The organism is Amycolatopsis sp. cmx-8-4 (assembly GCF_046548675.1).
Classification (GTDB): domain Bacteria; phylum Actinomycetota; class Actinomycetes; order Mycobacteriales; family Pseudonocardiaceae; genus Amycolatopsis.
In genome coordinates this window covers 86,064-106,498 of the sequence record NZ_JAEBDZ010000008.1, presented here as the reverse complement: position 1 = coordinate 106,498, position 20,435 = coordinate 86,064, and the positions used below count along the sequence as shown (strand labels likewise).

22 protein-coding genes and 3 pseudogenes are annotated in these 20,435 nt (G+C 72.5%); 11 read left to right on the top strand and 14 right to left on the bottom strand.

Annotated features, from left to right (window positions below):
* Nucleotides 1-26: 26 nt before the first annotated feature.
* From ACLJQZ_RS18870 to ACLJQZ_RS18860, 3 genes and pseudogenes are all read left to right on the top strand, one after another.
* Nucleotides 27-596 (top strand): carboxymuconolactone decarboxylase family protein, encoded by a 570-nt coding sequence (locus tag ACLJQZ_RS18870; RefSeq protein WP_410621291.1) that lies wholly within the window; start codon nt 27-29, stop codon nt 594-596.
* A complete protein-coding gene (locus ACLJQZ_RS18865) occupies nt 589-1,383 on the top strand; it encodes a helix-turn-helix domain-containing protein (protein ID WP_410621290.1) in 795 nt (264 codons plus the stop codon). Before ACLJQZ_RS18870 ends, ACLJQZ_RS18865 begins: the two co-directional genes overlap by 8 nt.
* A gap of 78 nt (nt 1,384-1,461) precedes the next feature.
* Nucleotides 1,462-2,152 (top strand): annotated as a pseudogene (locus ACLJQZ_RS18860) (IS5 family transposase); the annotation flags it as partial.
* 133 nt (nt 2,153-2,285) lie between these two features.
* Here the strand turns inward: ACLJQZ_RS18860 and ACLJQZ_RS18855 are convergent.
* The 3 genes and pseudogenes from ACLJQZ_RS18855 to ACLJQZ_RS18845 all read right to left on the bottom strand — a co-directional run bounded on the left by ACLJQZ_RS18855 (nt 2,286) and on the right by ACLJQZ_RS18845 (nt 4,043).
* Nucleotides 2,286-3,005 carry a cold-shock protein gene (locus tag ACLJQZ_RS18855; RefSeq protein WP_410621509.1) on the bottom strand — a complete coding sequence of 240 codons (720 nt, stop codon included), beginning with the start codon at nt 3,003-3,005 and terminating at the stop codon, nt 2,286-2,288.
* Nucleotides 3,006-3,035: 30 nt separating this feature from the next.
* Nucleotides 3,036-3,233, bottom strand: a pseudogene (locus tag ACLJQZ_RS18850) (cold-shock protein); the annotation flags it as partial.
* A 207-nt stretch (nt 3,234-3,440) separates the two neighbouring features.
* Complete coding sequence (locus ACLJQZ_RS18845; protein ID WP_410621289.1) at nt 3,441-4,043, bottom strand: TetR/AcrR family transcriptional regulator; 603 nt, start codon at nt 4,041-4,043, stop codon at nt 3,441-3,443.
* A gap of 91 nt (nt 4,044-4,134) precedes the next feature.
* Here ACLJQZ_RS18845 and ACLJQZ_RS18840 point away from each other — a divergent pair, with 91 nt between their 5' ends.
* Nucleotides 4,135-4,890, top strand: a complete 756-nt coding sequence (locus ACLJQZ_RS18840; protein ID WP_410621288.1) for an SDR family NAD(P)-dependent oxidoreductase — start codon at nt 4,135-4,137, stop codon at nt 4,888-4,890.
* Nucleotides 4,891-4,971: 81 nt separating this feature from the next.
* Nucleotides 4,972-5,712: an SDR family oxidoreductase gene (locus ACLJQZ_RS18835; protein WP_410621287.1), complete on the top strand. Its 741-nt coding sequence runs from the start codon at nt 4,972-4,974 to the stop codon at nt 5,710-5,712.
* Between the two features lie 44 nt (nt 5,713-5,756).
* On the opposite strand, the gene ACLJQZ_RS18830 is transcribed toward ACLJQZ_RS18835, so the two are convergent.
* The 3 genes from ACLJQZ_RS18830 to ACLJQZ_RS18820 all read right to left on the bottom strand — a co-directional run bounded on the left by ACLJQZ_RS18830 (nt 5,757) and on the right by ACLJQZ_RS18820 (nt 8,661).
* Nucleotides 5,757-7,412, bottom strand: coding sequence for an alpha/beta hydrolase (locus ACLJQZ_RS18830; RefSeq protein WP_410621286.1), 1,656 nt, complete (start codon nt 7,410-7,412; stop codon nt 5,757-5,759).
* 119 nt (nt 7,413-7,531) lie between these two features.
* Nucleotides 7,532-8,428 (bottom strand): LysR family transcriptional regulator, encoded by an 897-nt coding sequence (locus tag ACLJQZ_RS18825; protein WP_410621285.1) that lies wholly within the window; start codon nt 8,426-8,428, stop codon nt 7,532-7,534.
* A gap of 23 nt (nt 8,429-8,451) precedes the next feature.
* Nucleotides 8,452-8,661, bottom strand: a complete 210-nt coding sequence (locus tag ACLJQZ_RS18820) for a hypothetical protein (RefSeq protein WP_410621284.1) — start codon at nt 8,659-8,661, stop codon at nt 8,452-8,454.
* 210 nt (nt 8,662-8,871) lie between these two features.
* Between ACLJQZ_RS18820 and ACLJQZ_RS18815 the strand changes: the two genes are divergently transcribed.
* The 3 genes from ACLJQZ_RS18815 to ACLJQZ_RS18805 are packed head-to-tail and all read left to right on the top strand — an operon-like array spanning nt 8,872 to nt 11,161.
* Nucleotides 8,872-9,684, top strand: coding sequence for an inositol monophosphatase family protein (locus ACLJQZ_RS18815; RefSeq protein ID WP_410621283.1), 813 nt, complete (start codon nt 8,872-8,874; stop codon nt 9,682-9,684).
* Between the two features lie 11 nt (nt 9,685-9,695).
* Entirely contained in the window at nt 9,696-10,310 is a 615-nt protein-coding gene (locus ACLJQZ_RS18810; protein WP_410621282.1) for an NAD(P)-dependent oxidoreductase, read from the top strand.
* A gap of 5 nt (nt 10,311-10,315) precedes the next feature.
* Entirely contained in the window at nt 10,316-11,161 is an 846-nt protein-coding gene (locus ACLJQZ_RS18805) for a polysaccharide deacetylase family protein (protein WP_410621281.1), read from the top strand.
* Nucleotides 11,162-11,365: 204 nt separating this feature from the next.
* Here the strand turns inward: ACLJQZ_RS18805 and ACLJQZ_RS18800 are convergent, their stop codons facing one another.
* Nucleotides 11,366-12,205: a helix-turn-helix transcriptional regulator gene (locus ACLJQZ_RS18800; protein ID WP_410621280.1), complete on the bottom strand. Its 840-nt coding sequence runs from the start codon at nt 12,203-12,205 to the stop codon at nt 11,366-11,368.
* Between the two features lie 102 nt (nt 12,206-12,307).
* On the opposite strand from ACLJQZ_RS18800, the gene ACLJQZ_RS18795 reads away from it, so the two are divergent.
* On the top strand, nt 12,308-13,147 hold the full coding sequence (locus tag ACLJQZ_RS18795; protein ID WP_410621279.1) for an oxidoreductase: 840 nt from the start codon (nt 12,308-12,310) through the stop codon (nt 13,145-13,147).
* On the opposite strand, the gene ACLJQZ_RS18790 is transcribed toward ACLJQZ_RS18795, so the two are convergent.
* The gene (locus ACLJQZ_RS18790) at nt 13,125-13,844 is read right to left on the bottom strand and encodes an alpha/beta fold hydrolase (protein WP_410621278.1); all 720 of its coding nucleotides are present in this window, start codon (nt 13,842-13,844) and stop codon (nt 13,125-13,127) included. The genes ACLJQZ_RS18795 and ACLJQZ_RS18790 overlap by 23 nt on opposite strands.
* A gap of 71 nt (nt 13,845-13,915) precedes the next feature.
* On the opposite strand from ACLJQZ_RS18790, the gene ACLJQZ_RS18785 reads away from it, so the two are divergent.
* Nucleotides 13,916-14,869 carry a GlxA family transcriptional regulator gene (locus ACLJQZ_RS18785; protein ID WP_410621277.1) on the top strand — a complete coding sequence of 318 codons (954 nt, stop codon included), beginning with the start codon at nt 13,916-13,918 and terminating at the stop codon, nt 14,867-14,869.
* A gap of 91 nt (nt 14,870-14,960) precedes the next feature.
* Here the strand turns inward: ACLJQZ_RS18785 and ACLJQZ_RS18780 are convergent.
* From ACLJQZ_RS18780 to ACLJQZ_RS18760, 5 genes and pseudogenes are all read right to left on the bottom strand, one after another.
* Nucleotides 14,961-15,146, bottom strand: a pseudogene (locus tag ACLJQZ_RS18780) (hypothetical protein); the annotation flags it as partial.
* A gap of 17 nt (nt 15,147-15,163) precedes the next feature.
* A complete protein-coding gene (locus tag ACLJQZ_RS18775) occupies nt 15,164-16,204 on the bottom strand; it encodes a glycoside hydrolase family 43 protein (RefSeq protein WP_410621276.1) in 1,041 nt (346 codons plus the stop codon).
* A gap of 47 nt (nt 16,205-16,251) precedes the next feature.
* Entirely contained in the window at nt 16,252-16,944 is a 693-nt protein-coding gene (locus tag ACLJQZ_RS18770; protein WP_410621275.1) for a VC0807 family protein, read from the bottom strand.
* Complete coding sequence (locus ACLJQZ_RS18765; RefSeq protein WP_410621274.1) at nt 16,941-17,357, bottom strand: HtaA domain-containing protein; 417 nt, start codon at nt 17,355-17,357, stop codon at nt 16,941-16,943. Before ACLJQZ_RS18765 ends, ACLJQZ_RS18770 begins: the two co-directional genes overlap by 4 nt.
* Nucleotides 17,354-17,479 carry a hypothetical protein gene (locus tag ACLJQZ_RS18760; protein ID WP_410621273.1) on the bottom strand — a complete coding sequence of 42 codons (126 nt, stop codon included), beginning with the start codon at nt 17,477-17,479 and terminating at the stop codon, nt 17,354-17,356. Before ACLJQZ_RS18760 ends, ACLJQZ_RS18765 begins: the two co-directional genes overlap by 4 nt.
* A gap of 214 nt (nt 17,480-17,693) precedes the next feature.
* Here ACLJQZ_RS18760 and ACLJQZ_RS18755 point away from each other — a divergent pair, with 214 nt between their 5' ends.
* Nucleotides 17,694-18,155, top strand: coding sequence for a MarR family winged helix-turn-helix transcriptional regulator (locus tag ACLJQZ_RS18755; RefSeq protein WP_410621272.1), 462 nt, complete (start codon nt 17,694-17,696; stop codon nt 18,153-18,155).
* Between the two features lie 1,048 nt (nt 18,156-19,203).
* Here ACLJQZ_RS18755 and ACLJQZ_RS18750 read toward each other — a convergent pair.
* Complete coding sequence (locus ACLJQZ_RS18750) at nt 19,204-19,890, bottom strand: HU family DNA-binding protein (RefSeq protein WP_410621271.1); 687 nt, start codon at nt 19,888-19,890, stop codon at nt 19,204-19,206.
* Between the last annotated feature and the right edge of the window lie 545 nt (nt 19,891-20,435).

Sequence of the window (20,435 nt, the reverse complement as noted above, 5' to 3'; positions counted from 1 at the left end):
CGTCGCGACCGGCCCAGACTCGGCTCATGACCAGTTACCCGATCCACACCGCCGGCACCGCACCCGAAGCCGCGCGGGAGCCGTTGACCGTCCTGCAGGGAGCGTTCGGGTTCGTCCCGGCCGCGGCCGGGCTGATGGCGAACTCGCCGGCGTTGCTGAACACCTTCTTCTCGGCGTTCGGGCACTTCCGCGGCGGCGGCACGTTCGGCCCGGACGAGCGGCAGGTGCTGCTGCTGACCAACGCCGTCGCGAACGGCAGCGAATGGGCCGTCGCGTTCCACACGCTGGAGTCGCTCGCGGACGGCGTCGACGCCGACGTCGTCGAGGCCCTGCGCCGCGGCGAGCGGCCCGCCAACCCGCGGATGGCGGCGCTGTCGGCGCTCACCCGCGCGTTCATCGAGAAGCGCGGGCACCTCGACGACGCCGACGTCGCGGCGTTCACCGCGGCCGGCTTCACCGGGGAGCAGGTGTTCGAGGTGATCACCGGCGTGGCGATCTCGGCGATGACGAACTACACCGCGAACCTCGCCCGGCCCGCGCTGGAGGCGGCGGTGCGCCCGCACGCGTGGGCCGCGGGATACTCGAGCCGTGTCTGACGTCGGTCCACTGCTGAAACACTGGCGCGGCGCCCGGCGGCTAAGCCAGCTGGCCCTCGCCGCCGAGGCCGCCGTGTCGATCCGCCACCTGTGCTTCCTCGAGACCGGCCGCGCGAACCCCAGCCGCGCCATGGTCCTCAAGCTCGCCGAGGTGCTCGACGTGCCCCTGCGCGAACGCAACACCCTGCTGCTCAAGGCCGGGTTCGCGCCCGAGTACCCGGAGTCGGAACTGGACGCGCCGTCCCTCGCCGCCGTCCGGGACGCGCTCGACACGATCCTGGCGCAGCAGGAGCCGTTCCCGGCGCTGGTGATGGACCGCAGCTGGGACATCCGGCACACCAACACGGCCGCGCGCCGGTTCTTCGCCCTCCTCCAGGACGGGCGGGCGAAGGCCGCGCCCGGCCCGGCGAACGTGCTGCGCCGGATGTTCCACCCGGACGGCGTCCGGCAGCACGTGACGAACTGGCCGGAGGTCGCCGAGGCCCTGGTCCGGCGGGCGCGCCGGGAGGCGATCGGCGGCGTCACCGACGAGCGGGCCCAGCGCATCCTCGACGAGGTGCTGGACTACCCCGGGGTGCCGAAGTCGCTGCGGTCACTGGACGCGGCGACGCCGGTGCTGCCGATCGTGCCGATCCGGTACGCGCTAGGGGACCGGCGGTTCGACTACTTCTCGACGGTGACGACGCTCGGCACGCCGCAGGACGTGACGCTGCAGGAGCTGCGCATCGAGTGCTTCTTCCCGATGAACGACGAGACCCGCGAGCAGGCGCACCGGCTCCGGTCGTGAGTGTTCAGACCTGGTCTCAAAACTTAAGGGTGTGTCACTGCGTAACCTGCCGGTCCTGGTCGTCGATCGTGAGCAGTCGTGGCGAAGACGACGCAGCAGCGGCGGGTCGAAGACCGGCTCTGGGAGCTGATCGAACCCCTGATCCCGTCCCGGCCAGCGCCGCGCGGTCCGGGTGGGCGGCCCCGGATCGATGACCGTGCCGCGCTGGAGGGGATCTTGTTCGTGCTCGACACCGGCTGCCGCTGGCGAGACCTACCCGAGGAGCTCGACTGGACCAGAGGCTGCATCGACGCGGTGTCGGTGCGGTGTCGGTGCGGTCGAAGGGGGGCGAGCTGACCGGCCGCAGCCCCACTGACCGGGGAAAGCCGGCTCCGAGTACCACGTTCTGGGCGACGCGAACGGGCTACCGCTGCACATCATGTTGTCGGCGGCAAACACCCACGACAGCATGCTGTTCGAGCCGCTGCTGGACACGAACCCGACCGTGCGCGGCCACCACGGCCGGGCGGGCCGGCCACGATGCCGACCGGACAAGCTGCACGCCGACAAGGGCTACGACCACCGCCGCTGCCGCCGCTACCTGACCCGCCGCGGTATCAAGGTCCGTATCGCCCGGCGCGGGATTGAGGGCAAGTCCCGCCTCGGCCGGGTCCGCTGGGTCGTCGAACGCACCATCTCCTGGCTGCTGCGGTTCAAACGCCTCGGGCTGCGCTACGACCGGACCGAACGCACCACGCCGGCGCTACTCACGCCGGCCTGCACCGTGATCAACGTCCGCCGGCTCATAAAGATCGAGCTCGGCGACCAGGTCCAACTGTCACCACGAGGGAGATCGATCTCCTGGAGGAGGCTGCAGCCGCGTTGCTGACGGCACCATCGACGGGGATGAACGAGCACTCTCGTCAGAGGCGTTCGATGCGGTCGGCCTGCGGGCCCCGGTCGCTCTGCCGCACCGCGTACCGGACCCGGTCACCCTTCTGCAGCGACTCCGACCCCACGATCACGGACACGTGGGCGAAGAGATCGTCGCCGCCTGCGTCCGGGGTGATGAAGCCGAAGCCGCGGTCGTCGTCGTAGCGCGCGACGACGCCCTCGCCGCTTCGTGCGGGCACGTCCCGCGCCGCCGGCCCTGCGGCCGCGGCAGGTGCCGACCGCTGCGGCGCCGTCTGGGGCTCGGCGCCCCGGACCAGGTGCACGTCGCGGGCCTGCGGGCCCTTGTCTCCACTGGCCACCTCGTAGGCGACGCGGTCGCCCTCCGCGAGCCACGTCAGCCCCTCGGTCAGGGCCCGGGCGTGAACGAAGACGTCCCCGGCGCCGGAGTCGGGGTTGATGAAGCCGAAGCCCTTGTCCTCGTCGTACCAGGCCACCGTGCCGTCGGCACCGTCCGCGATACCAGCCGCAGCGGGTGAGCCGGCCCCTGCCCCCAGCGGGATCACGTGCTCGGCCTGCGGGCCGCGCTCGCCTTCGACGATCAGGAAGGCCACCCGCTGCCCCTCGGTGACCACGCCGCCGGTCACGATGGCGGAGCTGTGCACGAAGATGTCGGCGCCGCCGCCGTCCGGCGACGCGAAGCCGTACCCCTTGCCCGGCTCGTACCAGTTGACGGTGCCGAGCAGGCCCACGGCGCTGCCGGTGGCCGCATCGGCGGTGACGCGAACGCGCAGCGCCTGGGGCCCGCGGTCGTTCTCGCCGACCTCGAACACGACGGCCTGACCCTCGCGGAGCACGTTCGCGCCGCCGTCCGAGACGATCTCGGAGGCATGCACGAACACGTCCGGCGAGCCGTCCTCGGGCGCGAGGAAGCCGAAACCACGTTCGGCGTCGAACCAACGGACGGTCCCTTGCGGCATCAACGGCTCCAGGTCGAGAGGGCGGGCACTGGCCCCCAGTCTCTCTGACAGACCTCCGGTCCGTCGGGCCGGGTCCACAGGCGGGCGGTGCGGAGCCAGGGGCGGGCCGTTGGTTCACCTAGCGACACGCCGAGTTTTGAGACCAGGTCTCAGGGCGGTTCTAACCGCCTTGAACACTCACGACGAGCCGCGGCAGAGCACCCAAGCCTAGGTCGGTGGGGCGCCCGGTAGGAGGTCGCGGCCCGGGGCGCGCAGGCCGTCGAGGGTGATGGCGATGACGCGGTCGCGGCCGCTCTTTTCCGCGTCGAGGCCCAGGCAGTGCGGGGACATTCCGGCGGCCGCGCCGGCGAGGAACGGGACGTCCTGCCAGGCGACGTCGGGGCGGAGCGCGCCGGCTTCCCGGGCTCGCTCGGTGACCGCGCGGACGTGCTCGCGCAGGACGGCGAACGCGCCGGCCACCACGGGGCCGCTCTCCCCGGGCTCGGCCGCCAAGGCGTCCGACAGGCCCTTGTTCTCCGACTGCGCCGACGCGAGCGCGCGCACCAGCTCGGCGAAGCCGGTCCACGGATCGGGGGCTTCCGCGGCTTCGCGGGCCTGCTCCACCAGCTCGCCGACGACCTCGAGCAGCACCGCTTCCAGCAGCGCGTGGCGCGATGGGAAGCGCCGGTAGAACGTCGCGGGCCCGACCCCGGCGCGCTTGACGATCTCGTTGGTCGACACCGCCAGCCCGTGGTCGGCGATGGCCGTCCGCGCGGCCGCGATCACCAGCTCGGCGCTGCGGCGCGCGTCGGATCGCATCTCCCTGGCCATTTCCCGAGCCTAGCACTAGACGGAGAAGTGCTCTCCGTCTAGTGCTACCGTGAAACGGAGAGTGACTCTCCGTCTGGGAAGCAAGGCATTCATGGGCACCTTGACCGGCAAGACCGCGCTGATCACCGGCGGCAGTGAAGGGATCGGCCTCGGGATCGCCGACGCCTTCGCGCGGGAAGGCGCGGACCTCGTCCTCCTGGCGCGCGACCCCGGCAAGCTCGACGCCGTCGCGGCCCGGCTGCACGGCGCGTCCGTCAGGACGGTCGCCGTCGATCTCGCCGAGCCGGACGCCCTGGCCGCGCTCCCCGCCGATCTCGCCGTCGACGTCCTCGTCAACAACGCGGGGGTCACCCACCTGAAATCCCTCGAAGACACCACGCCCGCCGACTTCGACGCGATGGTGCGGGTCAACCTCAGTGTGCCGTTCCGGCTGGTCCAGCGGCTGCTGCCCGGGCTCGTCGCGGCGCGGGGGAGCGTCGTCAACATCTCCAGCTACTGGGGCACGAAGATGGTCGCCGGCCGCCCGGCGTCGGTGTACTCCGCGACGCGCGGCGCGCTCAACTCGTTCACCCAGGCGCTGGCCAGCGAGCTGGGGCCGGCCGGGGTGCGGGTCAACGCCATCGTGCCGGGGTCGGTCCGCACGCCGGCGTTCGAGCGGCGCTTCCTCGGTCCGATGAGCGACGACCAGCGCGCGGAGTACGACGACTACGTCCGGCGCTCGTACCCGGCGGGCCGGATCGGGCTTCCGGCCGACGTCGCCGCCGCGGCGCTCTACCTCGTCGCACCGGCCAATACCTGGGTCACCGGCAGCATCCTCACCGTCGACGGCGGGTTCGCCGTCCGCTGAGCCCGGTGGACAAGTGGACAAGTGTCCGCTAGCGTCGAAACAAGCGGACAGTTGTCCACATCAATCCCGAGGAGGCTCACCATGTCCGACATCGACGGCAAGGTCGTCGCGATCACCGGTGCGAGCGGCGGCATCGGCGAGGCCATCGCGCGCACCCTCGCCGACCGTGGGGCGGCCGTCGTCCTGGGCGCGCGCCGGACGGAACGCCTCGAACAGGTCGCCGAGGACATCCGCGCCCGGGGTGGCCGCGCGATCGTCTGCACCACCGACGTCACCGTGCGGGCCGACCTCGACCGGCTCGTCGCCCGGGCGGTCGAAGAGTTCGGCCGGCTCGACGTGCTCGTGAGCAACGCCGGCATCAGCAAGATCGGCCCGATGGCGGACCTCGACGTCGACGGCTGGTCCGCGATGATCGACGTCAACCTGCGCGGTGTGCTGCACGGGATCGCCGCGGCGCTGCCGGTGTTCCGGCGCCAGGGCCGCGGGCACCTGGTGACGACGGTGTCGACGTCCGGCCTGAAGATCACGCCCACGATGGCGGTCTACGCCGGCACCAAGAACGCCGTCCGCACGCTGCTGGAAGGCCTCCGGCAGGAGTCGACCGACGGCGTGCTGCGGACCACGGCGGTGTCGCCCGGGTTCGTCCGGACCGATCTCGCGGGCTCGATCGACAACCTCGAGGTGCGGGCGGAGATCCAGCGCGGCATCGACGAGTTCGCCATCGCGCCGGAGGCCGTCGCCCGCGCGGTCGCGTTCGCCATCGAGCAGCCGCACGACGTCGAAATCGGCGAGATCGTCCTCCGCCCGACCGTCCAGGGCTGAGCCCGGGACGGCTGCCCCGCCCGAAGCAGCCGTCCCGGGAGGTGTCAGTTCAGCGCGCTGACCTGGCGCTGAACCTCGTTGCGCAGCACGGAATGCGCGTCGCCGAGCCGCGTGGTGAGGCTGCTGTGCGCGGCGCCCAGCGGGCCGGTGACCGGGTAGACGGCGTCTTCGTCCGGCAGCGGCACCCCGGGGCAGGTGACGCTGCCCGGCCGGGAGTTCCTGGTGAGGAACGTGTTCACCATCCCGTCGACGCACGGGTTGCCGGACAGGGCGTACTGGCCGTGGAACGGCGAATCGTCCACCGACACCAGCGGGACGCCGGCCGCCCGCGTGGCCGCCTTCGCCTGCTCGTACCCGGTCTGCGGGTCGAACTCGCCCTGGACGACGAGCACGTTCTTCGCGACTTGCGCCGGCAGGTTCGGCAGCGTGTGCTGCGGCGCGTCGGACCAGAACCCGCACGGCTCGCTGAGGCCGTAGAGCCAGCCGTACAACGGGTACTGCGGGCCCTGCCGGTCGCTGAGCCGCTTGTACCAGGCGGCGGACTGCGTCGGCTGGTCACCGCACGCCACGGCGTACCGGGTGCCGGAGACCGCGGTGTAGTCGGGCACGGTGGCCGCGACCTTCGCGACCGTCAGCTGCGCCGCCGGGACGCCGAAAGCGCTGCGGGACACCGCATCCAGCTCACCGCCCGGAGCCGTGCCGCCGGGCTCCAGGGAGTTCGCGCCGAGGACCAGGATCAGCACCCCGAGGTACCACTGGAACTGGCTGCCGTTGCCGACGAAGATCCGGTCGAACGAGTCGCCGTCCACGCCTTGGGTCTTGTAGAAAGCGCGGATCCGCTCGATCTTCGCCTTGACCTCGGCGACGCTCGTGCCGAGCTGGTCGCCGTAGCGGCGCACGACCCACGGCAGGTAGACGTCGTCGAACTGGCGCTGGTCGATCACCGGGAACGCCTCGAAGTCGGCCTGGAGCCGGCCTTCGAAGTTCACGCTGGAGTCGAGCACGGTCTTGCCGGTGTGCTCCGGGAACAGCGACGCGTACTTCGCGCCGAGCCAGGTCCCGTAGGAGTAGCCGAGGTAGTTCAGCTTCTCGTCGCCCAGCAGCGTGCGGATCAGGTCCATGTCGTGCGCGGTCTGCCACGTCGTGACGTACGGCGTGAGCGCGTTGCTCTGGCACGCCTCGGCGATGGCGCGCGGCGACTGCTGGTGCAGCGCGACGCTCCGCGCCGACCGGTCGCGCGCGTCGAGCCCGGTCGGCAGCCGCCCGGTGGGGACCTGGCACTGGAACCCGTGGTCGTCGCTGCCTTCGCGGCCGGTCCCGCGCGGGTCCATGCCGATCAGGTCGTACAGCTGGTTCACCGACGGTTCGAGGCCCGCCAGCGCGCCGGCGAGCGAGGTGCCCTGACCGCCCGGCCCGCCGGGGTTGACGAGGAGCGCGCCGAGCCGCTGCCCGGTCGCCGCGACGCGGCTGATCGAAACCCGCAGGTCGACGCCCGCGGCGGGGTTCGCCCAGTCGCGCGGGACGGTGACCAGCGCGCACTCGGCCGGTTTCGTGTCGGCCGCGGGCGTGAACGCGCACGCGCCCCAGGTGAGCTGCTGTCCGGTGTAGGGCGCGAGCGGGTCGTCGGCGGCCGCGGCGGGCGTCGCGGCCGCCACGAGGGCCGCGATCGTCACGACCAGTCCGGCTCGGAAACCTGGCATCTGAAGTCCTCCCGAAAGGTGTGGAGGACGCGACCGTGGCACGGTTTCGCCGCGCCGGGATCAACCCGGGGTATCAGATGTACGTGGTGGAATCGTACTTTCGGCAGCCGCGGTGACGGCTACCCGAGGTCCCGCAACGCTTCGCGGACGCGCTCCCGGAGCCACCGGTGCGCCTTGTCGTTCTCGTAGCGCTGGTGCCAGGAACCCACCAGCGGCGCCGGGGGCACGGGCATCGGGAGCGGCACGGTCACCAGGCCCAGCGCCTCGATCATCCCCGCGCACATGCGTTCGGGCACGGCCACGACGCACTCGCCGAGCCGCACGACGCTCAGGGCCGCCGTGGTGGTCGGGGTCGTCGCGACGACCCGGCGTTCGAGACCGTGCTCGGCCAGGACGTCGTCCATCGGGTCGTGGAGCCGGCCCCGCCGGGTGATCCGCAGGTGCAACGCCTCGGCGTAGCGGCGCAGGGTCGGCTTTCGCGTGGCGAAGGGGTGATCCGGCGCGACGGCCAGCACCAGGCGGTCCTCGAAGAACAGCTCCGACCGGATCTCGGGGGAGTCCGGCGCCGTGCTGCCGAGCTCGAGATCGACCTGGCCCCGGCGCAGTTCCTGGGTGTCCGCCCGGCCTTCCGCCAGCAGCCGCAGCCGGGCGTTCGGCGCGTCGCGGTGGACCGCCGCGATGAGCCGGGGGCCCAGCGCGGTGGTGATCGCGTCGTGGCAGATCAGCGTGAAGACCCGGTCGAGCGCGGCGAGGTCGAGCGCGCGGTCGGGGGCGAGCACGCTTTCGGCCTGCTGCACCAGATCGCGGACCTGCGCCCGGATCTCGAGCGCGTACGGCGTCGGCGTCATCGTCCGGCCCGTGCGGACGAGGATCTGGTCCCCCGTCGTCTTGCGGATCCGGCCGAGCGTCCGGCTCATCGCGGGCGACGACAGGTGCAGGCGATCGGCGGCCGCGGCGACGCTGCCCTCCTCGAGCAGCGCGTCCAGCGCCGTCAGGAGGTTCAGGTCCAGGTACATGCCGCGGATCGTACTGTGGCCGCTCAGACGGGGCGGCGGACCGGGAGGACCCACCAGCGCGGCGCCGCGAACCGGCCGATCCCGCCGGTCGTGCCGATCAGCACGACGGCCAGCCCCTCCAGCAGCGGGCCCGGCTCGGGAACGAGCAGCGGGAGCACGAGCAGGCCCACCGAGGTGGCCCCGCTGGACCACGCCCAGCTCGCCAGGTTCTGCACGGTCTTGCGGCCGGGCACCGCCGTCGCGCCGGGGAAGGTGAACCGCCGGTGCAGCTCGGTGCCGGCGAAGGTGCGTCGGCCGCGCCGCCCGGTCGTCTTCTCGATGCGGTGAATGTGTGGATTGCGTCTGGGTAAATCAACGAGTGCAGAGCATTCATTTGAAGTCAACGGCAGTTCTGCCTACCGTCGAAGACAACAGCTTCTTCCCCTTGGCAGAACAGGAACCTCATGACCATCCAGGAGAACACGATCGAGGACGCCGCCGTGCTCGAGGCCGCCGTCGCCGCCGTGCGGGACGCCGGTCGCCGCCTGCTGGCGCGCTACTCCGAGGACGCTCGTCCCGTGGATCGCGCCGGGCTGCTCGCCGCGGCCGGGGAGAACGAGCGGACCTCGAACGACGAGCTGCGGCGCGCGCTCGCCGCGGCCCGGCCGCAAGCGAAGTGGCTGACCGACGAGCTGGAGACCACCGAGCTGCCGCCGGGGGAGTGGTGGGCCGTGGACGCGGTCGAGGGCAACGTCAACCACGTGCACGGGCTGCCGGAGTGGTGCGTCAGCGCGACCCTGCTCCGCGACGGCGTCCCGGTGCTCGCCGCCGTCTACCAGCCCGTCCCCGACGTCGTGCACAGCGCGGTCCGCGGCGGCGGCGGCGCGTTCGCGAACGGCCGGCGTCTGAGCGTGTCCGCCAAGGCCGAGCTCGGGGCCGCCATCGCCACCACCGGCCAGGCCGAAGCCGGCCAGAGCGACACCTACCGGCGCATCGGCGAGTCGATCACGACGATGCTCGGCGCCGCGCTGCTGGTCCGCGCGACCGTGCCCTCGACGTTCCCGATGCTGCTCGTCGCCGCCGGGCACGCCGACCTCTTCTGGCAGTACCGGCCGACGCTGCCCGGTGTCGCGGCCGGCGCGTTGCTCATCACCGAGGCGGGCGGGACCGTGACCGACCTCGCCGGACAGCCGTGGCGGCCCGGCAGCGCCGACATCCTCGCCAGCGCGCCCGCGCTCCACGCCGCGGCGCTGGCCACTCTGTCCACAGTGAACTGAAGGGAACCACCATGGAACTCACCGTTCTCGGCGCCACCGGCGCCACCGGGACCGAACTCGTGCGGCAGGGCCTGGAGCGCGGGCACACCGTCACCGCCGTCGCCCGCGACCCGGACCGGATCACGCTGCCGCCGTCCGGCCGGCTGAAACGCGTCGCGGGCGACGTCCTCGACCCGGACTCCATCGGCCGCGCGCTCAAGGGCGCCCGGACCGTCCTGTCCGGACTGGGGATCACCGGCGCGCCCGGCGTGCTGACGTCGGGCGCCCGCGCGGCCGTCGACGCCGGACCGGACTTCGTCGTCTGGCTCGCCGCGTTCGGCACCGGCGATTCGGCCCAGCACGCCGGCGCGTTCACCCGCACGCTGCTGAAGACGTTCATGCGGAAGGAGCTGGACGACCGCACCACGGCGGACGCGATCGTGCTCCGGGGCGGTAGCACGGTGTTCCACGCGGGGCCGCTGTCCGACGGCGACCTGAGCCCGACCCGGCGCACGGTGCCGCTGGAGTCCGCGCCGCGGCGGTTCTTCCCCGCGCGCGTCAGCCGCGCCACGGTGGCGGCCGCGATGCTCGACGAGGCCGAACAGCGGCGCTACGGCGGCGGCATCGCCGTCCCGCTGGAGCGGTGAGCGCCGTGGACATCGAACTCTTCGGCTACGACGCCATCGTCGACCGCGCCCCGGTGCGCTGGCCCGGCGACGCCCGGGTGGCGTTCTACGTGGGCCTCAACATCGAGCACTTCTCCGTGGACCGCCCGTCGGTCAGCTTCAACGAAGCGACGTCGAAGCTGGTGCCGGACCCGATGAACTACGGCTGGCGCGACTACGGCGCCCGCGTCGGGATCTGGCGGCTCATCGACGTCCTCGACCGGCAGGGGATCCGGGCCAGCGCGCTGCTGAACTCCGACGCGGGCGAGCGGTACCCGCGGATCGTCGAAGCGGGCCGGGACCGCGATTGGGCCTGGCTCGCCCACGGCAAGTCGAACTCGATCCCGCAGACCGGGATGGCCGAGGACGAAGAACGCGCGTTCCTCACCGGAATCCTCGACAGCATCGAGAAGACGACCGGCCGGCGGCCGCGCGGGTGGCTCTCACCGGGGCTGACCGAGACGTTCGACACCCCGCGGCTGCTCGCCGGGCTCGGCGTCGACTACCTGTTGGACTGGACCAACGACGACCAGCCGTACGCGCTGAACGTGCCCGGTCTGCGGTCGGTGCCGTACACCCTCGAACTCGCCGACACCCAGCTGTTCCACGTCAAGAGCATGACGGGGCCCGACTACGTCCGGATCGTGCGGGACCAGTTCGACCAGCTCTACGCGGACTCGGCGGCCGGCGGGCGGGTGATGGCGTTGTCGCTGCACCCGTACGTCTCGGGGCAGGCGTTCCGGGTGAAGTACGTCGAACAGGCGCTGGCGTACATCGTCAACCACCCCGGCGTGTGGGTGACGACCAGCGACGAGATCGCCGCGCACCGGTAGGGCCCGCACCACCAGGAGAACACTCGCCGGCTGAGGCGCCGGGAGTCGTGGTCCGCGTCGGCACCGGTCACGGGCCGCCGGTCGAGCCGGCCCGGCAAGCGCCGTGGACCACGGCCGACCACCGGCTGAGTGCCGGTGACGAGCCGCGGGCCGGGTCGAACACCGAGACCGCACCCGGCGCGATGTGCGCGATGTACGGGAAAGCTAGCCCGTGAGGGCCTGCGTGCCGAGCACGGTGACCAGCGCGAGGCGTTCGGCGTCTTCGGTGCCGGGTTCGGCCGTGTAGAGCATGACGCGCTGGTCGCTGCCGGCCACGGTGAGCGTGTCGCAGTCCAGCGTCACGGGTCCCGCGTGCGGGTGGTCGACGATCTTCCGCGCGGATTCGTGGTGACCGACCGCGCCGGAGTCCCACAGCTCGCCGAACCGGTCGCTGTGCGCGCGCAGCTCGGTCACCAGCCGCCGCAGGCCGCGGTCGGCGGGGTAGCGGCCGGCGGCGGCCCGCAGGTCGGCGACCAGCATGGCTTCCATGGCGCGCTGCGACTCCGGCGTGTGCCGGACGCGGGTGCCGGGGCCGACCAGGTTGCGCCACACGGCGTTGCGCTCGTGCCCGCGCCACCCGGACGGGTCACCCAGCAGCGCCGCGTACGGCGGGTTCGCGACCAGGAGCGTCCAGGCCGCGTCGTAGACGGCGGCGGGTGTCCCGGTGAGCCGGTCCAGCAGGCGCTGGACGCTCGGGGTGAGGTACGCGGGCACGGTGTCGGGGCCGGGCGGCGTGAGCCCGGCCAGGTGGAACAGGTGCTCGCGCTCGGTCCGCGACAGGCGCAGCGCCCGGGCCAGGGTTTCGACGACCTGGGCGGACGGGTGCGACGCGCGGCCCTGCTCGAGCCGCGTGACGTAGTCGGCGGAGATCCCGGCCAGCAGGGCCAGTTCCTCACGCCGCAGGCCGGCCGCGCGCCGGTGGCCGCCGGCGGGCAGCCCGGCGGTGTCCGGCGCGACCCGGTCACGCCAGTGCCGCACCGCCTGCCCGAATTCCGCGTTCGCCATGGGTCCAGTGTGCGCTGCCGGCGTCGGATGTGCCTGGTACCAGCGGTCCCAGGAAGACCCGACGACTGGTGGCCCGGACCGGCCGGGGCGAGCCTGGATCCCATGACACTCACCGAATCCCCGGTCTGGTTCATCACCGGCTGCTCCACCGGCCTCGGCCGCGCGCTCGCCACCCACGTCCTCGAACGCGGCTGGCGAGCGGCGGTCACCGCCCGCGACCCGCGGACCGTCGCGGACCTCGTCGGCCGCCACGGCGATCGCGCGATCGCCCTCCCCCTCGACGTCACCGACCCGTCGCAAGTCGCCGCCGCGGTCACCCGGGCCGAGGAGACGTTCGGCCGGATCGACGTCCTGGTCAACAACGCCGGCTACGGCTACCTCGCCGCCGTCGAAGAAGGCGACGACGCCGAGGTGCGCGCGCTGTTCGACACCAACGTCTTCGGGCTCGCCGACGTGACCAAGGCGGTGCTCCCGGGCATGCGCGCCCGGCGCTCCGGCCACGTCGTCAACGTCTCGTCCCTCGGCGGCCTGGCCGGTTTCGGGGCCACGGGCTACTACCACGCGACGAAGTTCGCCGTGGAAGGCTTGTCGGAGTCCCTGGCCGCCGAGGTGGCGCCGCTGGGCATCGGCGTGACCATCGTCGAGCCCGGCGCGTTCCGCACGAACTGGTCCGGCCCGTCGATGAAGCAGTCCCCGATCCGCATCGACGACTACGCCGAGACGGCCGGCAAACGCCGTGAAGCGACCCTGGCCACGTACGGCAGCCAGCCCGGCGACCCGGCCCGCGCGGCGGAGGCGATCGTCACCGTGCTGGCGGCCGACGAGCCGCCGTTGCGGCTGCTCCTCGGCACGGCCGCCTTGAAAGTGGCGCACGGCAAGATCGAGGCGCTGCGGCGTGACTTCGCGCGGTGGGAAGACCTCAGCCGGAGCACGGAGCTGTGACGTCCTTTGTGGACTCGGCGATCGCCCGGGCGACCACCTCGGGCCGCGAGAGCGGAACCGCGTGGGACGCGTCGACCTCGGTGACCGTCGAGCCGGCGCGGTCGGCCATCCACCGCTGGGCCTCCGTCGGGATCGACCGGTCCGCCGTCGCGATCACGGCCCAGGACGGCAGCGTCCGCCACGTCGCCGGCCGGTCGAAGGTCTGCGAGAGCGCCGTCGGGTCGAAGGGACGCTGGGCGGCGGCCAGCACCCGCGCCTCGGCCGGCTCGACGTCGGCGGCGTAGGCGGGGGCGAACATCTCGGGCCGCAGGTAGGCCTCCTGACCGCCCGGGTAGTCGCGGACGAGCAGGTTGCCGGGGCCGAGCAGGCTGCCGGGGAACTTGCCGTTCAGCTCACCGGCCGTCTCGCCGGCGTCCTGCTGGAACGCGGCGACGAACACGAGTGCCCGCACCGCCGGGGTGAGCGCGTCCGGCGCGGAGACGACCGAGCCGGCGTAGGAGTGGCCGGCGACGACCAGCGGGCCGGGCAGCGTGTCGAGGAACCGGCGCAGGTAGGCGATGTCGCCGTCCAGGGAGCGCAGGGGCAGGGCCGGCGCGAGCACCTGGTGCCCGGCGGCCTGCAGGATCGCGGAGACGTGGCGCCACACCGAGGCGTCGGTCAGGGCGCCGTGGACGAGGACAACGGTCTTGGGGGTCATGCGGGAAAGTCTGGGCGCTCGCGTCCTCGCCGAGAAGTGGCAGCACTGCCTACAAGCGCTACGATCCTGCCATGGCCCGTCACCGGATGGTCGTCGTCCTGCTCGACGAAGTGCTCCCGCTGGACTACGCGATCCCGTTGCACGTCTTCGCGCGGGAGGCGCCGGAGGCCTACGACGTCGTGACCGCGTCGGTCGACGGCCGCCCGGTGCCGGTCGCGGGCGGGACGTCCGTGGTCCCCGACGGCGGCCTCGACCTGCTGCGCAAGGCGGCCACGGTGATCGTGCCCGGCTACGCGGGCGCCGCCGAGCGGGAGCTGCCCGGGGCGGTGGTGCGGGCCGTCGCCGCCGCGCACCGGCGGGGCGCCCGGATGATCTCGATCTGCTCGGGCGCGTTCGCGCTGGCGGCGGCCGGTGTCCTCGACGGCCTGACCGTGACGACGCACTGGTCGCTCTGCGACGAGCTGGCGGCCCGGTTTCCGGCGGTGACGGTGGACGGGTCGCTGCTCGTCGCCGAGACTCCGGCGGTGCTCACGTCCGGCGGCGTGACGGCCGGCGTCGACCTGTGCCTGCACGTCCTGCACCGCGACCTCGGCGCCACGGCGGCGCGGCACGTCTCGCGCCGCATCGTGATGGCCCCGCGATCGCCGGACGGCCAGCAGCAGTTCGTCGAGAAGAGGGTGGTGCCGCCCGGCGACGACGTCATCGCGCGGGCCCAGCAGTGGCTGCTCACGGCGCTGGGGGAGAACCTGTCCGTGCGGGACATGGCCGAGCGGGCGCGCATGTCGGAGCGCACGTTCCACCGCCGGTTCCGCGAGCGGACGGGCCTGCCGCCGCTGTCGTGGCTGCGCGAGCAGCGGATCGCGCGGGCGAAGGAGCTGCTGGAGAACTCGGACCGGCCGATCGAGGAGATCGCCCGGGCCGTCGGCTTGGGCACGGCGGCCAACCTGCGGGCGCAGTTCCGCCGCGCGACGAACGTGTCGCCACGGGAGCACCGGCGGTTGTTCGCGTTCGGTCAGGCGGGGTGAAAGCGGTCCAGCCCGAGCACCCGGAAGCGGACCAGCCGTGGCGTGATCGCCAGGCTTGGCGTGGGAGCCATGACTGGTGCAGGATCCGCTGGTGCATCCGGTGCGCGCCGGGTCCGGGGTCGACGCCCAGCTCGTCGGCGAGCGTCTTGCGCAGGTGCTCGAAAGCCACCTCCCTCGACCACCACCGCGCCGGCGCCGAGCACCTTGCGCAGCCGGGAGACGCCGACGGCGACGGCGTTGCGCGTGTCGCCGAGCCGGTCGCCCGGCTTCCCGTCATTCACGGCATACCGGACGTCACTCGAAGAACTTGAGGCTCCAGCCGGTGTCGGTGGTCGCGCCCGGGACGTTGGCCCGGCGGTAGGTCGTCGAGCCCCACCAGCAGAAAGTGCCCGAGTACCAGTAGCGGTTCGCCCACGAGTACGGCGTGCCCTTGGCCACGGCGTGGAACATCAGCGGGAACTTCGGCCCGGCGGGCGGGCTCGTCGCGATGTCGCCGTTGAGCAGGACGAAGCTGTGGCTGCCCGGCCCGTCGACGTGCAGGGTCGGGTCCCAGCCGGCCATCATCGTCTCGCGGTGGGAGCCGAACAGGCAGCCGTTCGACTTGTACCAGTCCCAGACGTAGGTCGGGTCGCCGCCGGCGCGCAGCCGGACCTCGCCGAGGCAGTACTGGTCGCTCCAGCTGCCGTTGGTGGAGTAGACGATGTGCAGCTGCCCGTTGGGGTCCTTGATCGCCGTGGGCGCCTCGTTGATGAAGGGGTTGCCCACCACGCGTTCCCAGCTCTCGCGCGGTTGCGAGATGACGTACCGCGCGCCGGTCGGCGTCGTCGGGCCGCTCATCCGGGCGAGGTACAGGTTCTGCTCGACGTTCGTGTCGCCCGCCCAGCCCGACCAGACGAACCAGCGTTGCCCGCCGAAGGTGAACATCGTGCCGTCGATGGCCCACTTGCCATCGGGCAGCGCGAGCTGCGTCTCGGCGGTGTAGCCGCTGTCGGCGACGGCGGAGCTGATGACGTACATCCGGTGCGCGTTGCCGGTCCCGGCCGAGAAGTAGATGTAGAACCGCCCGCCGTCGACGACGATCTCGGGCGCCCACACCTCGCCGCGGCCGCGGGTGTCGGACCAGACCTGCCGGGCGGGCGCGCTCGCCGCGGCGTCGGGGGAGGAGCCCTGCCGGACGGCGATCCCGCCACCGGTGGACTGCGCGGCGAAGTAGGTGGAACCGACGCGCAGCACGCTCGGATCGGCGGCCCGCAACCCGGTCTGCCCGGCTTCGGCACTCGACGTCGGAACCAGGCAGGCGACGGCCAGGAGCAAGAGGACGGCGATCCGTTTCATGGCCACATCCCTGGGTCTCCCGCGGAAGTTCCGAGGATCGCGCGCCGCTAGCACCCGCCGGTAGCGCCGGGAGATCTTGTTCGGTTCAGCCGGGGCGAAATTGGTCTGTTCCAGTGACCGCCAGGGGCTAGGGCGTGGCCTGCGGCCGTTCGAGCACGTCCTGCACGATCCGGCGCGCGGGCTGGATGCGGACGGCGGGGACGACGAACACCGCCACCCACATCACCGTGCCCCACGACGTTGGAGACGTCGACCGCGTGCGCGATCCCGCTGTCCGGTGCGGCGTAAAGGATGTACGCCCGGATCACGCCGGCGCCCACCATGAGCGCGCCGAGCGTGGCCGTGAGCAGCCGCTGCCACCGGCGGTAGCGCGGCTCTTCCGCCCACGCGAGTTCGAACGCCTTCTCCCGCGTGGGGTCGCCGAAGCTCGCCATCGACGCCGCGGTCGTGTGCGCGAGCGGCCGGCGCCGGACGAGCGTCACGAGGCAGAACACGCCCCCGACCAGGATGTAAGCCACCTCGCGCAGGGCCGCGACGCGCGGGCTCTGCGTCGCCAGGAGTCCCATCAGGTCGATGCGCCGCCGGCGGACCGTCACCGCCACCGCGATGACGCCGACCGCGATCGCCGGGATCACGAGGGACCGGAAGACGTCGAGGCCGAAGGCGCGCAGGAGGTAGTGGAGGCCGAACGAAAGCGCGATCTCGAGCAGGGTCGTCAGCAGGCCGGGCTTGGGCGTCATGATCGCTCCTTTCGCGGGACGAAGTAGGCGTCCCAGGCGAGCGTCCCCGCGGCGAGGTCGGCGGACACCGCGCGCACCCACGCCGGCTCGGCCTCGGTGACCGCGCGGGTGTACTCGTGTTCGAGCAGGTGCACCCGGGGGACGTGGTGCTCGATCGACGCGGTCAGCACCGCCCGCGTCGCGGTCAGCTTGCCGGTGCCGTCTCCGGCGAAGGTGACCTTCGGGTTGGACAGCTCGAAGTTCCAGATCAGGTGCGGTTCCAGCACGAAGGTGACGCGGCCGCCGAAGGCGACCGAGCCCTTGCCGGTCGTCCCGTCGAACGTCGACGTGCCCGCCGGCCAGCGGTAGGGCGACGGCGTGGCCGTGGCGCTCCGGCCGGCCGTCGCCGTGCCGCCGAACCGCTCGACGTTCACCACGCGGATCCGCGTCGCCCGGCCGGCACCGGCTTGGACTGCGGCGACCCGTCGGTGACGTGCGCGATCGTCTCCCGCCGCGACCACCTGTCGGCCAACGACCGCACAGCGGACGTGTTCATCCCGGTCACCTTCTCCTGACCGTGTCGCGTCGGGACGTACGAGGTCAAGAATTGGGGGTTGCCGGGCATTCGCGAGACATTCGCACCGGCCGAATAACGGACTCGTTCCAAATCGGGCCGGGGACCCGGATTCGGATCGGGCCATACGCTCATCACACTGCCCGCGGAATAATTGGCGGCGCGGCTACCCTCCCTGCTCGCGGCGGTGCGAGCGGTGAGGAGAACGGCGTGGTCACGCGGGCCGAGAAGAACGAATCCGACCCGGACCTCGGCGTCCTCGCCGGGCGGCTGCTGTTCGCGGTGCAGGACGAGCTTCCTCGCGAAGCTGGCCGCCCGAGGCTTCGCCGACCTGCACCCCCGCCACGGCGCGGTACTGGCACACCTGGAGAAGGACGGCGTGCGGGCGACGGAGCTGTCCCGCCTGTCGGGCCGGCACAAGCAGGTGATCGGCATGCTGATCGACGAACTGGAGCACCTGGGCTACGTCGAGCGCCGCCCGGACCCGGCGGACCGCAGAGCCACGCTGGTCAGCCCCACACCCCGAGGCCAGGCCGAGACCCGCATCCTGACGACGATCCAGGAGCGTCACGCCCGGCGCCTGGGCCGCGAGACGTGGGCGGTGTTCAACGCGGCCCTCATCGACGTGACCCGGCACCAGCGGAACCGTCCGCGCTGACCGGGGCTGGGCTGCTGTCGCATCAGCGGAATCTTGCGCGCTCTCCGGGCCCGGGGCTGCTGTTGCAGCAGTGGGGCCGCAGGCTCTGACCGGGAGTGAGTGGCCGCGGTACCGGCGGTGCTGCGGGCCGGCCGGGCCTGGGCTGCTGCCGTACCAGCGGAATCGCAGACACTGACCGGGGCCGATTGGCCCTTGTGTCAGCGGAACCGCAGGCACCGACGGCGCCGAGCTGCTGCCGCATCGGCGGAACCGCGCGCACTGGACCGGTACCGATTGGCCGGTGCACCGGCGGTACCGCCCCACTGAACGGGCCTGAGCAGCCGCTGCACCAGGGGAACCGCAAGCAATCACCGGCACCGAGCTGCTGCCGCAGCGAGGAGCCGCAAGCGCTGACCGACCTCGATCGGCTGCCCCACCAGCGGTATCTCGGGCAGTGACTGGGCCTGAGCAGCCGCCGCACGCCTCGGGACCGCAAGCATCGACCGACTCGATCGACCGGTGCGCCGGCGGCACCGCACCTGCTGAACGGGCCCGAGCAGTCGGCGCAGTGGTGAAACCCACGAGAAGCTGACCGGGCCGGGGCAGCGGAGCCGTAAGGACCGGCCGGGGTCGGTAGCCGTCGCAGCAGCAGAACTGCGAGGGACTGACCGGTACCGAGGTGCTCACGCAGCGGCGGAGCCGTAGCGCTGACCGGGGCCGGGCAGCCCTCGCACCGGTGGAGCCGTACGTGTTAACCGGGCCCCAGTAGCGGCTGAGCCGAGGGAACCGCAGGCGTTGGCTCCGAAGCCGAGCTGCCGCCCCGCCAGGGGACCGCAAGTACTGACCAGCACCGAGCAGGCGTCCGCAGCGTCGCGAGCCCTGACCAGTGCCACGCGGCAGCCCGGCCGAGATACAGACAGCGGCCCGGTTTCAACCAGCCGCCCGCGATGCCCGGGCCTGTCCGCGATGCCGGGTCCGGCCGGACGCCCGGACCCGGCCGGACAACCCCCGGACATGCGGAAGGGCCCCGCACCAGTGGTGCGGGGCCCTTCCGGCGTCAGAAGCTACTTCACTTCTTCTTGGCAGCCGACGTGCGCTTGGCCGGGGCCTTGGCCGCGGCGGGCTTCTTCGCCGCCGCGGTCTTGGTGGCGGCCGGCTTGGCCGCTGCCTTGGCCCGGGTGGTGGTGGCCTTGGCGGCGGTGGCCTTGGCCGGGGCGGCCTTGGCGGCCGCGGTCTTCGGGGCGGCCTTGGTGGCGGTCGCCGCCTTGGTCGCGGTGGCCTTGGCGGCCGGCTTCGCCGCGGTGGCGCGGGTCCGGGTGGCCGTCGCGCGGGCCGTGGTCGGCTTGGCCGCGGCCGCGCGGGGCGTGGTGGCCCGCGTGCTGGTGGTCTTGGCCGGTGCGGACGCCTTGGCGACAGCCGCACGCGTGGTGGTGGTGGCGGCGGTCGCACGCTTGACCGGGGTCGCCTTCGGCAGCTTCTTCGTGCCGGAGATGACGTCCTTGAAGGTGGTGCCGGCGCGGAAGGCGGGGACGTTGGTCTTCTTCACGCGAACAGCTTCACCGGTACGCGGGTTGCGAGCGGTGCGGGCCGCACGGGCACGCTTCTCGAACACGCCGAAGCCGGTGATGTTCACCTTCTCGCCCTTGTTGACCGTCCGGATGATGATGTCGACCAGACCGTCAACGGCCTGCGAAGCCACCTTCTTGTCGCCCAAACGCTCAGACAGCGCCTCGATCAGCTGGGCCTTGTTCGTCATTCCAGTCCTCCATAGTGGAACTTGTACACGGCCCATCTCGGCCGACACTGCACACGGTATTACCAATACCGCACAAAATCCAACTGGGGGTCGAAATATTTCCTTGTACGGGGGCGGGTTCCGCCCCCTGAGAGGGGCTGGCCCGACCCCGCCCGCAACGGTCCCGGGAAGCCGACCATGGCCCTGAGCAGGCAAAACCTGGTTCCGGTGCCGTCCACAGTGGTCGTCCATATAGGACCGGTGGGGTCCCGGAAGACTTTTTCGCCGACACGCCGTGCCGGGCGCGTCCGGCGTGTGGCTGAGGCCACTCCGGTCCCGATCCCGCGCTGCGATCGGGGATCGCGGGCCCGCCGGCGGCCCCCGCGAGGCCCCGCCGGACCCCGCGGCGAGGGCCGCCGGCGCCGCTTCACCCTGGAGCCAGCGGAAGTCCGGACGGCGGCCCGGGGGAAGCCCGGCGCCGGGCGGTAACGCCGCGCCCCGCCGGGACGACCTTTCCGGCGTGCGGGACCCCGGCCGGGTGCCGCCCGAAATGCCTGTGGTGACTA